The organism is Paenibacillus dendritiformis (genome assembly GCF_015845845.1).
Taxonomy (GTDB): Bacteria; Bacillota; Bacilli; order Paenibacillales; family Paenibacillaceae; genus Paenibacillus_B; species Paenibacillus_B dendritiformis_C.
Genome location: NZ_LDIG01000091.1, coordinates 1 through 14,505, shown reverse-complemented (window position 1 = coordinate 14,505; position 14,505 = coordinate 1). Strand labels below are relative to the sequence as shown.

The window sequence follows — 14,505 nt, the reverse complement described above, 5'->3', positions numbered from 1 at the left end:
AATATGAAGAAGGCTGCGCTTGAGCATCCGATTTTAGGAAAAGAAAAGGAGGAAGGAGAGCCTATGCGCATCGGAATCGTGTCGGATACCCATATGCCTCATCGGGGACAGAAGCTGCCTCGCGCTCTGGTCAAAGGACTGCGCGGCGCTGACCTGATCCTCCACGCGGGAGATTGGACATCGGCCAGCGTTATCCCGATGTTCGAGTCGTTGGCCCCGGTTGACAGTGTCGCCGGGAATAATGACGGCGCCGATATTGTGAAGCGCTTCGGCCGCCGTAAAATCATTGAGGCTGGCGGTATCCGGATCGGCCTCGTTCATGGGGACGGGGCAGGCCGATCGACGACGAAGGATGTCGCCTTCCATGCTTTCCGCAATCAAGGTGTCGATCTCATTGTCTTCGGCCATTCGCACATCCCGTATATGGAAGAAAGGGAGGGGATTCTGCTCTTCAATCCCGGCTCTCCGACGGACAAACGGTTTCAACCGAAGTATTCGTACGGCCTGTTGGATATCGAAGAGGATCAGTCTCTCCGGCTCCGCCATGTCTACTACCGCAGCAAGGAGTAATCGAATCGAATAACCTCCACTCTCATCCCTGCCGGGCGGGCTGGCCATCATGCGCTGGCCCGTTTCTGTTATATATTGGAGTGCGGATTCCAGAGGGCGGCGGACGAGCAATGGTAATTTTCGGTGCTGATGCCTAAGGAATACGCATAAGGTGAAATGTACCTATTTCAATCCGAACGGAGGTTCAGGCCCTTGTACCAACCCTATTCCGCTCATCATGACCCGCATTCGCATCAACATCAAGTTATCTACCAGATGGAGCCGGGAACGGTTCAAGCTCTGCATTCTATACGGGACCGGGTTCAGCATATGGGGCGAATGTATAAGGATCGGCACGTGCGGGTGCAGACGATAGACGGGCAAGTCTATGACGGCATTATCGTTAACGTCGACAGATGTCACCTCTATTTGTACACCAGGCCGCTGCAGGAACCGCGGGCATTGTCAGGGGCGTATTACAACAATGTCATTCTGCCGCTGGTTTTGTACGAATTGCTGGTCATCACGCTGCTGTATACGTAATCCGGCTGGAGGAAGCGGATTGTTCACTATCCTTGCATGCAAAGTGCAAGGATTTTTCTTTTCTGGAGAAAGGGAGGAATCATAGTGCTTTTTTCTCCATTTTAGTTCATTCAACGATAGGGTGATTTTGATAGGGTGATTTTGGTATGGAACTAGTAGTAATTAACTAGAAATTGTTAAAAACATTTTAATGCAATGAATGTTAATATAAATATGACTAAAGAACGAAAAAACTAGGCATTATTGGTAAAATGGTTACAATACCGAAACTTTTAAAGGAGGAATGCGTCTAACCATGACAAATAAAGAAAACCAGAACCTGACTCCTGCTTTACTCCTCTCTGATAGACGGGACTTACCGAGTAGACCGTCTGATCACGGGCCACTGCCTTCCGCCCGAATAGAACCATTTTTTTGACTCAAGGGTCCTGAACAAAAAGAGTCTAAATAACCATGTTAAACCATCGGTTTTCTTGGTTATAGTTATTGTTGGGTGCTGCGGTTGATTCCCGCGGCACAGGATGAGTCACAGGAAATACGTTGTGCAGGAAAGGGTGAACAATACTACGATCCATGAGCCGGAGAACGAAGTGGAATCTCATCACAGTTGTTGTCTTGCTTCTCGCTGCCGGCGGGCTGGCGGGGTATTATTTACCCGGTCTGCTGTATCCGAAGCAGATAGCCTTTGCTGACGCGAGCGGCATAAAGCTGAAGTTCAAGACGGAAGGAGATCAGTTCCTCGAATACAGGAATGAGCAGTTCGAACCGTTATTTGTGAAAGGAGTCAATCTCGGGGCGACCGTTCCCGGACACTTCCCGGGTGAATTTCCGGTCGATGAGGAGACGTATTTGCGCTGGTTCCGCCAAATTCATGATATGGGCGCCAATGTCATCCGCGTCTATACGGTGCACCAGCCGGTCTTTTACGAGGCGTTAGTGAAGTTCAATCGGGAGGAAGCGGAACGCCCGCTTTATTTCATACAAGGAATCTGGTCCCCGGAGGAGCAGCTCATCGAGAAGCGGGATGCGTATCTTCCGGAGATCCAACAGGAGTTCAAGCAGGAAATCGAGAAGGCGGTCAAGGCCGTCTATGGGGATCTGGATATCCCGGTCAAGCCGGGAACAGCAGGGGGAAAGTACAAGCAGAATGCGGGACAGTATTTGATGGCCTGGCATCTCGGGACCGAGTGGGACCCGACGATGGTCGATAATACGAACCGCCTGCATAAGGATGTGAAGCCCTACCAAGGAAGCCGGTTCCAGGCGACGGAGAAGGCATCGCCATTCGAGAGCTGGCTGGCAGAAATGATTGATCATGCGGCAGAGCTGGAGAACCGCTACGGCTGGCAGCACCCGATGACGTTCACCAACTGGGTGACGACCGACGTGCTGACCCATCCCGGCGAACCGCTGTTCCAGGAAGATATGGCCAGCGTCGACGCCCGCCATATTCAGCCGGTGGACTGGAAGGCCGGATACTTCGCGGCATACCACGTGTATCCGTATTACCCGGACTTTTTCCATCTGGACAAGACGCTGCAGACGATCAAGGACGAGAATGGCCAGTTCAATACGTACAAGGCATATTTGCGCCTGTTGAAGGCGGAGTATCCCGATATGCCGGTTATGATTACCGAATACGGGGTGCCGTCGTCCATCGGCATCTCCCATCTGGGCATGGGCGGCCGCAATCAGGGAGGACATGACGAGCGGGAGCAGGGCCGCATCAACGCCTCCTTGACGAAGGATATTTATGACGAGCAGTTCGCAGGCGCGATTCTGTTCATGTGGCAGGATGAATGGTTCAAGAAGACCTGGAATACGATGCGCTTCGAAATTCCGGACGATCGCCGCTCCTATTGGCTGAACGTGCTGACGAATGAACAATTGTTCGGCATCCTCGGCATGTACCCGAGCAAGGAAGAGCAGATTGTGCTCGACGGCGAATGGAGCGACTGGGAGGCCCTGGAGGATAAGGTTCAATTGAAGACCGAGCTTCCGGGCATCCGGGAGATGTGGGCGACCCATGATGAAGCTTACGTCTATCTCGCCCTCAAGCTGGACAAGCCGTTCGATCCGAAGACGCAGAAGCTGCATATCGGCTCCAGCGTGCTGGAGGGGGGCAACCGCACCATGCCGGAGCTCCCGGGCCTGAAGCTGGATGAAGGGCTGGAGACGCTCATCACGCTCGGCACAGATCAGGAGAGCGAGATTCGCATCGCGTCCAACTATGATTTCAACAATCGGCTGTATGGTCCGTCTGGCTATTGGATGGTGGAGCCGGACAAGAAAGAGCTTCAAGATAATTCAGGAATATTCAATCCGTGGAAATTGGCTGTCAGCCTGAAGATGGAGCCGCCGGATACGCGAACGGCGCATCCGTTCCAGGACGTGACGGTAGGCAAGCTGATCCGGGGGACGAACAATCCGCAGGATGAACAATATCAATCGCTTGCCTCTTGGCAGTACAAGGGGGACTTCATCGAGCTGCGCATCCCTTGGATGCTGCTCGGCTTCGCCGACCCGAGCTCGAAGCAGGTCATCAGCTACGATCCGGTCAAGGATAAGCGGACGTTCATGACCGTGAAGACGGAAGGCATCCGGTTCCTGCCTTGGCTGGCGGAACGGGGACAGGCTTCAGCCGGGAAGAAGGCCGCACCTTACGCTTTCCTGAATATCCCAGTATACCAATGGGATGACTGGGAGCAGGTTGGCTATACCGAGCGATTAAAGCAAAGCTATACCGACATGAAAAATATATTCGAGCAGCTGGGTTCAGAGTAGCGGCCCATAATTGCGCTTGATACCGACAAAGGAGGCACGCGTACATGTTTTCCAGTTTGGGAGTCGCCCTCGGCTTCATTTACGTTTGTCTTGGCTTGATTGGAATCGGTGTACTCATTTTGTTATTGATGAAAGCACGCAATAACCGGCTAGCCAAGCATCAAGAGATTTATTTGGAGAAGCATCAGCCTTATTTCGTGTATTTGCAGAGACATATGCTGGACCCGGATCCGTTCCAGCCTCCCAAGGGGCCTCTTCGCCCGCTGGAGATGCGGGTGATTCAGGATAAGCTGATGGAATGGATGGACAAATTCAGCGGGGAGCAGCAGCAGAAGCTGACGGCGCTCTGTGAAGAGATGGGTCTGGTCGACCGCGACATTAAGGAGTTGGGCAGCCTGTTCTATTCCAAGCAGATGAAGGCGGCTTTCCGCCTGGGCGGAATGCGCTCCGAGCGGGCGGTTCCCCATCTGACGAAGGCGATGATGCAGGAGAAGGACGGTCCGCTCCTGCAGGTGCTGGCGCGTTCCGTAGCCAAATGCGCCAATGATGCGGAGCAGCTTTACACCATGCTTCAGCAGTTGACGCGCCACCGCCAAAGCCATTATTTGCTGGCTGCGGAGGTGCTGGAAGAGACGCGGGTGGATGCGACCCCGATGCTTGTCCGCTGTCTGAAGGACGAATCGGACAATATGGTCAAGGCGGCATTGCTCGCGTTAAGCGGACAGACAGACGTCGCGCTGACGCCCGCCTTGCTTCCGCTCGTTGACAGTCATGACAAAGAGATTCGGGCCCTCGCGGTCAAAATGCTCGTCCGCGCCGGACATGCGCTGACCGAGAACAACATCCGCGAATGGATGAAGGATCCGGAATGGGAAATCCGGGCCGCTGTGGCAGAAGCGCTCGGACATTCCAAGAACACGGATCGAATCCCGGTGCTCAAGCAAGCATTGACCGATTCCAATTGGTGGGTTCGCTATTACAGCGCGAACAGCCTGGCCAATATGGGGGATGAGGGCTTCCATGCGCTGTGCGAAGCAGCGCTGGAGACCGACGATCACTTCAAATCGGACATGGCGAAGGATCGCATACACAAGGAGCTTCTGCGCGAACACTTCTTTGCTAGCCGGCGAGAGCAGGGTGCCGGATATCAGCCGAAGCGGATCATCTATGAGCAGTATTTCGGCGAGGCCGCGATCGCTCCGCTACTTGGCAGGGTAGGAGGCGATTATTCTGCTTAGAGATCTGCTGCTTGTTTATGGCATTGTCGTCATGTACTACGTCATTATTGTCAACTCTATTTATTTCGGCATAATGCTGTTTTCTTTTAAGAGCATTTTCTCGATTGTTCGCCGCAAGCGCTATGCGCTGCGCAGCAATCTTGCGGGCTCGGAGCATGTACCGCCGGTATCGCTGCTTGTGCCAGCCTATAACGAAGAATTGACGATTATCGAAAATGTGAAGTCGCTTATGACGCTCAATTATCCGACCTACGAGATTATCGTCGTCAATGACGGCTCCAGCGACAATACGCTGCAGGTGATGATCGAGGAGTTCGGGATGTACCGCATGGACAATCTGGCCGTGCGCTACGCGGTAAATTGCACGAAGTTCCGGGGCGTCTATTACAATCCGGAATATCCGAATCTGTATCTTATCGACAAGGCGAATGGCGGGAAGGCCGACTCGCTCAACGCGGGGATCAACTTCTCCCACTATCCGCTCATCTCGTCGATCGACGCCGACTCGCTGCTGGAGAAAGACTCGCTTATCCAAATGGCGAACCTGTACATGTCCAATCCGGAGGAGTATGTCGCCATCGGAGGCAATGTGCGGATCGCCAATGGCTGCAAAATCGAGAACGGCACCGTCACCGAGGTGAGACTGCCGAAGAAGTGGTGGCCGATGTTCCAGACGCTGGAGTATTTGAAGGCGTTCCTCGGCGGCCGCATCGGCTGGGGCGCGATCAACGGGCTGATTATCGTCTCGGGCGCATTCGGCCTGTTCCGCAAGGATTATGTCATCAAGGTCGGCGGATACCGCGAAGGGTATCCGGGCGAGGACATGAACATCATTATCAAGCTGCACCGCTATATGCTGGAAAATAAACTGCCGTACCGCGTCGCGTTCTGCCCGGAAGCGGTCTGCTGGACGCAGGCGCCGGATACGTATCATATTTTGTCCAATCAGCGCAAGCGCTGGGGACGCGGCAATCTGAAAAACATGATCGAGAACTACGACATGGCGTTCCGTCCGAAGTACAAAGTATTCGGCTTGCTGTCGATGCCGTATACGATTTTGTTCGAGGCGCTGAACCCTTATTTCAAAGTCACCGGCTTGCTCGCCCTAATCGGCTATGCCTTCCTGGACATGACGCAGTGGCCGATCGTGCTTATCTTCATGCTGATTAATTTCCTGTCCGGCATGCTGCTCGCCATCGGCTCGCTGCTGCTGGAAGAGATCGCCTTCAAGCGATATCCGCGGATCAGCGACCTGCTGCGCATGCTCGCGTTCAGCGTGCTCATGTTCTTCGGCTATCGCCAGTTGGGAAGTCTGTGGCGGATTCAAGGCCATATTCAATATTTCCAGAACAACAACTCGTGGGGGGCGATGACCCGCCAGAGCTGGCAAGAGGACAGCAAGCCGGTCAAATCGGCTTGACGATAACCGTTGGGAAAGGTGGTATTTCCGAAAATGCTGAACACGGTAATGAAACCGGAAGCTGCACCATCTGTCAAAGAAAAGGTCCATCGCTTGTGCGCCAATGACAGCGGCCGCCTGGGGGTGATTCTCCTTCACGCCCAACCGTTCGGATCGAACTGGGAAGCGCAGGCCCGGGAGTGGCTCTCGGCTGACCGGAATCTCCGCTTCGAGCTGCTGCGCGATGCGGCGCATGACATTCTGGCCGTCCTGCTGCCGGACTGCGCGCTCGACATGACCCACTATCATGCGCTGCAGCTGAAGATGCTGCTCGAGCAGAGCCATGTCGGCAAGCCGATCGTATGCGCGATAGCCGCGCTGGACAACCCGGCGGAAGCGGAATCGCTCCTCTTCGACCGCTGGTCCGAGCTGAAGACGATGGACGGCACCGCCGGCATCTGCGTCCTGCACGATGAGCTGGAGGCGCCTGACGCGAAGAAAATTCTCATCGTCGACCATGACGACAGCGTGCGCGAGTTCCTCCAGATTCAGCTCAAGCTCCAGGGCTATGAGGTGCATGCGGCTACCGATGCGATCATCGCCCTGGATATGATCCGGAAGGAAAGCTACGACCTGATCGTCACCGAGCTGAATCTGTACGGGTTGAACGGCTTGCCGTTTATTTCCCAGATTCAGAAAATGGACCTGCCCAAGGAGCCCAAAATCGTCATTCTGTCGGAGCAGCGCGTAGGAAGCACCATCGAGCACTGCTTCCAGCAGGGCGTCAGCGATTATATTACGAAGCCGTTCTCGCCGGCGGATTTGGACGCCAGAATCAGAAGCTGTTTTTAGATAGATATAAGTGCACGTTCCCGCAGAGCCGGCAAGCGGACAGCGGGAACAGCCTCTATAATCCAATTCTTCTATGGAAGGTGAAGCCTGTGAACATGTATGCCGCCAATTTGAAACACAACATCGAAAATCAATCGTCTGTCGTCGGAGTCATCGGTCTCGGATATGTCGGTCTGCCGCTCGCGGTCGAGATGTGCAAGCAAGGGTTCCGCGTCATCGGAATTGACCTGAATCCTTCCAAGATCGCCAGCATCCGCAAAGGGCACTCCTACATCAAGGACGTCAGCGATGAGACGCTGCAACAATGCATGGACACAGGACGGTTCATGGCTACGAACGAGTACGAGCATATCCGGGAGATGGATGCGGTCAGCATTTGCGTGCCGACGCCGCTGAGCGAAAATCAGGATCCGGACACGTCGTACATTACGCAAGTCGTGGATCAATTGAAGCAGTATATGAAGAAGGGGACCCTCATTACGCTGGAGAGCACGACTTATCCGGGCACGACGGAGGAGCTCATTCAACGGGAGATCGAGAAGCTCGGCTACCGCGCGGGAGAGGACTTCTTCCTCTGCTTCTCGCCGGAACGGGTCGATCCTTCCAATACGAAATTCAATACGTTCAACACGCCGAAGGTCATCGGCGGCGCCACCCCGGCCTGCCTGGAGCTGGGGACCGCGCTCTACAGCCGCGTCGTCATGAAGGTCGTGCCGGTCTCGTCCACGAAGGTGGCCGAAATGTCCAAGCTGCTGGAGAACACGTTCCGCAGCATCAATATTGCCTTCATCAACGAGATGGCGATGATGTGCGACCGGATGAGCATCGACATCTGGGAAGTCATCGAGGCCGCTTCGACGAAGCCGTTCGGATTCATGCCGTTCTACCCGGGACCGGGCATCGGCGGCCACTGCATCCCGCTGGATCCGATGTATCTGTCCTGGAAGGCGAAGGGCTTCCGCTTCTACAGCAAATTCATCGATATTGCCCAATCGATCAACGCGAACATGCCGTATTATGTCGTGGAGAAGGCCGGACGGATTTTGAATCAGAGCGCCAAATCGCTCAATCATTCCAAAATCCTTATCCTCGGGATGGCGTACAAGCCCGATATCGACGATCTGCGGGAATCGCCGGGACTGGAAGTGTACGAGCTGTTCAAGGCGAGCGGCGCCAATGTCGATTACTACGATCCGCACGCCACTCATTTCGTCAGCAAGTCGGGCAAAATGGTGCGCACGATCGACTACAGTCTGCCTGACTTCGGAACCTATGACTGCATGGTGCTGATCACGAACCACCAGTCGTTCGATTATGAACAACTGGCGGATCTGGGGATTCCGATTCTGGATACCCGCAACGCCTTCAAAGGCATTGAGCGGCCGAACATTTTCAAGCTGGGCAATTCGGTGCAGCAAATTCAGAGCGAGTGGGATCAGGTTGTTCTGGTCTAGACCGCTGCTGTGGTTGTTCCGCCGGAGCGAGGAAGGCGGTTGGCGGCCCTCGTTCCTTACCGGGCAGCACGGGCTAAAGATAGCCGTGCTGCTCTGCTATATGGTGGTCGCTCCTCTGCTGCTCAGCCAGGCCGGAACGGAAAATACGCGGGCGACCTGGCTGTGGGAGACGCAGTGGATGGCGGAAGCGCCGGCCGATATCGTCTCCTTCGCGCAGGCGCAGCGAATCAATCTGATCTATCTGCAGATTGATCAGGAGCGGGAAGCGGAGGCTTACCGCCGCTTCATCCGCATGGCCCGCGAGGCCGGCATCCAGGTGCACGCCCTGGAAGGGAAGCCCGAGTGGGCCCGGCCCGATCGCCGCGAGGAGGGCGTCGGCTTCATCCGCTGGGTCCGCGATTACAATGCGGCCGTTCCGGAGGAGGAGCGGTTCGGCGGCGTCCATTTCGATGTCGAGCCTTATCTCCTGCCGGGCTGGAAGGAGGAGCAGGCTCGCGTTGTGAAGGAATGGACGGACAGCATGGACCGCTGGATTCGCGAGGCCCGGGAGGCGGGACTGTTCATCGCGGCCGACGTGCCCTTCTGGCTGGACAAGATTCCGGCGCCAGGGGAGGACGTCTCGATGAGCGTCTGGGTGCAGGAGCGGTTCGACGCCATCACGATTATGGCGTACCGCAACCACGTCAATGCGATCTATGACGTGGCCGCCGCCGATCTGAGCATCGGGGAGCGGCTGAACCGTCCGGTCCTCGTCGGCGTCGAGCTGGGCCAGACCGACGAAGGCGAGAGCGTGTCGTTCCATGGCCAGCCGGAGCATTATTTTGATTACCATCTGCGGGCCGTGGAGCAGCAGGGAGGAGGACATCCGTCCTTCGCCGGGGTCGCCATCCATCATCTGCGCGCATGGTACGATAAGGTGTATGGAGCGGAATGAACTGGATATATAGGAGCCTTACCCATGCCCTTTGTTGGAGTTTTAAAATATACACCCTTCTTCATTGAATGACAAAAATCCGCAGCTTCAAATATCTCGTTTGAGAATGTTACTTGAATTGCGGTTATTGAAAATAAGATGAGGGGCTGAGTAAGCCAGCCCCTCGATACGGTAATAATTTATTTTTCACACTTCTAATCCAGCTCTCTATTCATTAACGACTGAAGTGTAATGAAACTCATTGAATTTTTAATTGTAACTATTTACACCATCCAAATTCAGGTCCTTTAGAACGTTAGTTACATTACCATATCCAAATAGATCTGACTTATATCTATCATGATATCCAGCAAAGGATAAAGTACCTGTAATCACTGCTCTCATCATTCCAAAGTCAGCATGAAACGTCGGTGCTCCACTATCCCCTTTAGCTGCTTTAGCCTTTACAAGCCTCATTTGTGTATAACTAATACCTGGGTTCTCTTCATCAAGGGTAAAATACCGGTTTGTAACTAGTTCACCGCAGGTAACTTCTGTTGTATCGCCGGATTTACATACGATAGAACCTAGAACTTCTTCGTCTTCTCTCTCCCAACCATTGATAGACAGACTATCATATCGATTATTATAAATAAACTTGCCTGCCTCTGATGAAGAAATTGGAATACTTAGAGCATCGGATAAACTTGGTCTTCCAGGAAAGGCCGAAACTCTGTTTACAGAACCAATAGAGCTTCCACCTTGCTGGAAAGGGTCGCCCACACGACCGCAATGCCCTGCTGTAATATAATAATATTGCCCTCTGCTATAAGCAGTAAAAGATCCTGTACACCAATATCCAGTGTTATTATTTTTAATAGCGGCCCCGCCTTCGAGTGGCCTCTTGTAATCTTCTCTGCTAATAAACTTAATCGATGACTTATCATTTATATAAATGATATTATCTGAGTCAAAAATGTCCATAAGGGGAGAATGGGTATCTTTTATTCCGACAGCAACCTTATTTTCCTTTACTAGGATGTCAGAAAAACTAATAGGAATATTGTTTTTTATTGTGTAGTCTATTATTTTCTCTTGAGTATTTATTAAATCACTTAGCGAATAATCTACATGAACAATCTCAAAGTTTGAACTTGAGGAAATTTGAGAATTAATTTTAGTTGATAAGTTAGAAAGATCATGATTTTTAACAATGTATATAATTATTTTTTCGCTTTTTTGATCGAAATACATTCCTCCAAATGCAGAATTATCTTTATTTAAGAAGCCATTCAATTGTGCAGCTTGTTTTATTAAACTTTCCCGTCTCTTAAGGGTTTTAACTTCATCATCATTAAAAAAAGTTCCATACACTATGTTATTCTTTTCTCCTTCCATATAAAGAGACTGAACAAAGTCTAGATCGTTCTTTAGCCCTAGTTGTTCTCTTAGCAAGACTGAATCACTTGTATTCATTATTATTTGGTCTTTAGGAGTGTGTTCACTTGAAAAAATAGATGATGGAAATATTAGTAACAAAACTAAAACTAAGAAAAAAACTTTAGACTTCATACCGTCCCTCCTAAATATTATATTTATAACACAATATATCCCTAAAAAAGACAATAATGTTATATGCCTTTAATGATAGCTTCTAATTCCATAAATTACATGGCAAAAAAGTACTATTTCTTATTATTTTTTTAAAAAATTATATTATTTATCCATTCATGCGTATAATATTAATGAATGAAAAATAGGGTAAGGACGTGAGAAAAGTCATGAGGAAGTTTTTTGCATGTGCGATTATCATTTTCCTTGTCTCCAATTTGGCAGTGGCGGTGAAGGCGGAGGTTCCGAAAGGACAAAAGGTAAGCGATGGCGTGCTCAAATCAGACGTGGCTCTAAGAGTGAACAACAATGTAGTCGAAGTGGATGAAGAGTCTCCTCTTCTTCATTACAAGGGACGAACCTATCTGCCGCTTCGCGCCGTTGCCCGGGTGATGGGCGGATGGGTCAGCTACGATCCGCGAACGAAGCGGATTGATATTGATCATCAGCCGATGAAGACGATGAAATCGAGCAAGAACGCGAGGACCCGGAAGGGAGACTTCACGTTGTCGCTCTATTCATCGAAGACAGTATATAAGACAGGGGAGCCGATAGACATCTGGTCGACGCTGCAATATGAAGGCGATGAGCGTATAGAAATCATTCATCCGAATCGGATGATACTCTACTCCATCCGGGACGAAGCGGGGCAAGCTACAGATGACGAGACCCAGGTTGCGGGCAAGCATACGGTATTCGAGCCTGGAGACATCGTGCTGGATGTCTTGGATTCCTTTCATCTGGTAAAGTATAATTTTCTATATAATAGGGATACTGCACCGGATCCTGGCGTAGACGATCCATTCAGCGACAATGTCCGGCGCGCTTTTTTGCCAGCTGGCAAGTACCGAATTCTGGCTTATACGTCTTCATTGGAAGAGGAGGGAGCCGGAGAGAAGCTCGATGAACTGCGGGTAGAGTTGGAGATCGAGGTGCGGGAGTAAGCGAAGCAAGAGGTGCCAACGAGTTCCAGAAGGATCGGTCTTATTGGATGCAGCTTATAGTCTGCTGCCTGCCGGTGATGGGCCGCTCGTCATCGAAGCGGCGATAGGCTGCGTCCGTGCCGAACGGGAGCAGAAGAGCTGCGGCATCCGCGATTGCGTATGCGAGCCTGTCGTGCCCACAACTGCTGTCGTCCTAAATTCGCGCGCTGTTCCGGCGGCCCAATGCGAAGGCTCATTACAGCCACTATACTGCCGGGCTGCCGGGGAAAAGCAGAACGCCGAAGGACAGAGCTCGCGCAGCGAACGGCTGCGGGCGATCCGGAGCCTGAAAAGCCGGTGCGGCCGCTGACTTCGTTATGAAGCGCATGATTCACAAGGAAGAAACCCCCAGGATAATAGATCCCTTTGCGGTCACGGAGCGTGATTGGCAAAGGGATTTTTATTTTTTTCAAAAATCAGTACGTTGCGGCGAACGAAAGGGGAGGACAGGTGTAATACAACATAAGGGGGGGAGGATGTGGGGAACGCGGGATCGGTCCGCTATGATTTGGAAACGGCTTTGGAACGATACAAGCATCCTCTCTACCGCTACTGTCTTCATCTATGCGGCTCGGCTTCGGATGCGGACGATCTGTTCCAAGATGTGTGGATACGCGCCATAAAGCATTGGGATAGTTATGATGCGAACAGGAGTCTGGAGAACTGGCTGTTCACCATCGCGACGAATCTATACCGCGATCGCTATCGCAAGGCGAAGCGGTGGCTGGGCCGCGTGAAGCAATATTTTAATCCGGAGCTCCAGCAGCGGGAGATCGCGCATATTCCGGGGTCTGCGGATGAACCTGAAGACCTATTGATAGCTTCGTACCGCAAGGAACTGGTGCGCCGCGCGCTAAGCAGACTCAAGGATGAGCATCGCATTCTCCTTGTGTTGTATTATTTCGAGGACTGCACTTACCGGGAAGCGCCGAGATATTGCGTATTCCGGAGGGGACCGTCAAATCACGGCTGAATTCGGCGAAAAAAGCATTGAAAAGGGAAGTGGAGGTGGCAGAACGTGAAAGAGACGGAGATTGAGCAGATTCTTCGCGAAATGGGCCGTGAACCAGCGCAGGTTCCTCCCCATGTCATGGCGCGCACCAGGGAGCGGATTCGAGCCAGCTCTATGACGCCGGTTCTTCTCGCGTCTCTGCTCTTAAGCGTGCTTGGTTATGGAGTTATATCCTTATGTCTCTTACATTTTATGCCTCATCTGCACTGGATGGGGTGGGGGATGCTGGGATACGCCGTGCTTACCGCCATCAATGTGATATGGGGGGCAGGCATGCTGAATCATTCCGTATATCGCTCCGGAACATGGAGGGATTGCTCATGAGAACGAAGTGCTTATTTATTAAAATCACGGTTATCATCGCGGTATTTGCAATTGGCATCGGCGGGTTCGGCATTGTGGAGATGTCGCGGGCCGGTGAATCTTTATTGGCTTATGTCCTGTTCCCGGGAGCGCTTCTTGCAATGGCGGCGCTGGTACTTGGCATTGGAAGATTTATATATAAAGATGCCGCCCGGCACGGCATGGACCCGTGGCTGTGGGCGACGATTGCGGTATACGTGCCGAACCTGATCGGAGTCATTTTATATTTTGTGGCTCGCAGCCGGAGCGAAACGGGGGGCATGTTTCCATTCCATGCCGCAACTGCGGCCGTTTGTTGACTGACGATCAACTCTATTGTCCCCGCTGTGGAACGGAACGCGGACGGCTATGCGAACGATGCCGGAACCCGCTTCATCCTTCCTGGGAATATTGTCCCGGCTGCGGGGCTGGCCCCTTTAAGCATGGAGAAGAGGACACTCCGGCGACTGATGAGTCTGATGCATGTGCACATAAGTAGTAAGTAAGTCCAGCGGTATGATGTCAAGACCCTGATTTATGAGAATTGGAAAATTTCCTTGGCGTGCAGCAGGATCAATCCCAAAAAAGGCATCACCAAACTAGACCCAGTTGAAAATGGAGTTAATTACCATAATTTAACTGGGAATTAGAGAAGAAAATTCATGAGCCAAGGCATTATTGCTCTGTCGGCTTCACCTTCCTTCTGGGCGTATAGAGTTGGTCGTTGCGTAGCAGCACATCGACCAGACGCACAAGTTTTCTTGCCGTTAAGACGAGGGCACGTTTGTGTTGATGCTTAGGGACTTCATTGAATTTCTTCCGGTA

At 52.1% G+C, this 14,505-nt stretch carries 15 protein-coding genes and 1 pseudogene; 14 read left to right on the top strand and 2 right to left on the bottom strand.

Annotated features, from left to right (window positions below; all coding sequences use genetic code 11):
- Window positions 1–63 precede the first annotated feature (63 nt).
- The 8 genes from ABD76_RS06990 (at window position 64) to ABD76_RS06955 (ending at window position 9,753) form a co-directional block, all read left to right on the top strand.
- Window positions 64–570 (top strand): metallophosphoesterase family protein, encoded by a 507-nt coding sequence (locus ABD76_RS06990; protein WP_197255459.1) that lies wholly within the window; start codon window positions 64–66, stop codon window positions 568–570.
- A gap of 192 nt (window positions 571–762) precedes the next feature.
- Window positions 763–1,092, top strand: a complete 330-nt coding sequence (locus ABD76_RS06985; protein ID WP_242069422.1) for an acetyl-CoA acetyltransferase — start codon at window positions 763–765, stop codon at window positions 1,090–1,092.
- A 573-nt stretch (window positions 1,093–1,665) separates the two neighbouring features.
- Window positions 1,666–3,876 carry a hypothetical protein gene (locus ABD76_RS06980; protein ID WP_197255457.1) on the top strand — a complete coding sequence of 737 codons (2,211 nt, stop codon included), beginning with the start codon at window positions 1,666–1,668 and terminating at the stop codon, window positions 3,874–3,876.
- A 44-nt stretch (window positions 3,877–3,920) separates the two neighbouring features.
- Window positions 3,921–5,114 (top strand): HEAT repeat domain-containing protein, encoded by a 1,194-nt coding sequence (locus ABD76_RS06975; protein WP_197255455.1) that lies wholly within the window; start codon window positions 3,921–3,923, stop codon window positions 5,112–5,114.
- A gap of 31 nt (window positions 5,115–5,145) precedes the next feature.
- Entirely contained in the window at window positions 5,146–6,534 is a 1,389-nt protein-coding gene (locus ABD76_RS06970) for a glycosyltransferase family 2 protein (RefSeq protein ID WP_197255453.1), read from the top strand.
- A 33-nt stretch (window positions 6,535–6,567) separates the two neighbouring features.
- Window positions 6,568–7,365 carry a response regulator gene (locus ABD76_RS06965; RefSeq protein ID WP_197255451.1) on the top strand — a complete coding sequence of 266 codons (798 nt, stop codon included), beginning with the start codon at window positions 6,568–6,570 and terminating at the stop codon, window positions 7,363–7,365.
- Between the two features lie 95 nt (window positions 7,366–7,460).
- A complete protein-coding gene (locus tag ABD76_RS06960; RefSeq protein ID WP_197255622.1) occupies window positions 7,461–8,819 on the top strand; it encodes a nucleotide sugar dehydrogenase in 1,359 nt (452 codons plus the stop codon).
- A complete protein-coding gene (locus ABD76_RS06955; RefSeq protein WP_197255450.1) occupies window positions 8,806–9,753 on the top strand; it encodes an SGNH/GDSL hydrolase family protein in 948 nt (315 codons plus the stop codon). The genes ABD76_RS06960 and ABD76_RS06955 overlap by 14 nt, the downstream gene beginning before the upstream one ends.
- A 249-nt stretch (window positions 9,754–10,002) precedes the next feature.
- Here the strand turns inward: ABD76_RS06955 and ABD76_RS06950 are convergent, their stop codons facing one another.
- Window positions 10,003–11,304 (bottom strand): S1 family peptidase, encoded by a 1,302-nt coding sequence (locus ABD76_RS06950; protein ID WP_197255448.1) that lies wholly within the window; start codon window positions 11,302–11,304, stop codon window positions 10,003–10,005.
- Between the two features lie 209 nt (window positions 11,305–11,513).
- On the opposite strand from ABD76_RS06950, the gene ABD76_RS06945 reads away from it, so the two are divergent.
- From ABD76_RS06945 to ABD76_RS30880, 6 genes are all read left to right on the top strand, one after another.
- On the top strand, window positions 11,514–12,287 hold the full coding sequence (locus ABD76_RS06945) for a stalk domain-containing protein (protein WP_197255446.1): 774 nt from the start codon (window positions 11,514–11,516) through the stop codon (window positions 12,285–12,287).
- A 43-nt stretch (window positions 12,288–12,330) separates the two neighbouring features.
- Window positions 12,331–12,636 (top strand): hypothetical protein, encoded by a 306-nt coding sequence (locus ABD76_RS06940; RefSeq protein ID WP_197255444.1) that lies wholly within the window; start codon window positions 12,331–12,333, stop codon window positions 12,634–12,636.
- Between the two features lie 168 nt (window positions 12,637–12,804).
- Window positions 12,805–13,299 carry a sigma-70 family RNA polymerase sigma factor gene (locus ABD76_RS06935; protein WP_197255441.1) on the top strand — a complete coding sequence of 165 codons (495 nt, stop codon included), beginning with the start codon at window positions 12,805–12,807 and terminating at the stop codon, window positions 13,297–13,299.
- A 45-nt stretch (window positions 13,300–13,344) separates the two neighbouring features.
- Window positions 13,345–13,662 carry a hypothetical protein gene (locus ABD76_RS06930; RefSeq protein WP_197255439.1) on the top strand — a complete coding sequence of 106 codons (318 nt, stop codon included), beginning with the start codon at window positions 13,345–13,347 and terminating at the stop codon, window positions 13,660–13,662.
- A complete protein-coding gene (locus ABD76_RS06925; protein WP_197255437.1) occupies window positions 13,659–14,000 on the top strand; it encodes a hypothetical protein in 342 nt (113 codons plus the stop codon). The genes ABD76_RS06930 and ABD76_RS06925 overlap by 4 nt, the downstream gene beginning before the upstream one ends.
- Window positions 13,994–14,179 carry a double zinc ribbon domain-containing protein gene (locus ABD76_RS30880; RefSeq protein WP_420901929.1) on the top strand — a complete coding sequence of 62 codons (186 nt, stop codon included), beginning with the start codon at window positions 13,994–13,996 and terminating at the stop codon, window positions 14,177–14,179. Before ABD76_RS06925 ends, ABD76_RS30880 begins: the two co-directional genes overlap by 7 nt.
- A gap of 176 nt (window positions 14,180–14,355) precedes the next feature.
- On the opposite strand, the pseudogene ABD76_RS06915 reads toward ABD76_RS30880, so the two are convergent.
- Window positions 14,356–14,505 (bottom strand): annotated as a pseudogene (locus ABD76_RS06915) (IS110 family transposase); the annotation flags it as partial.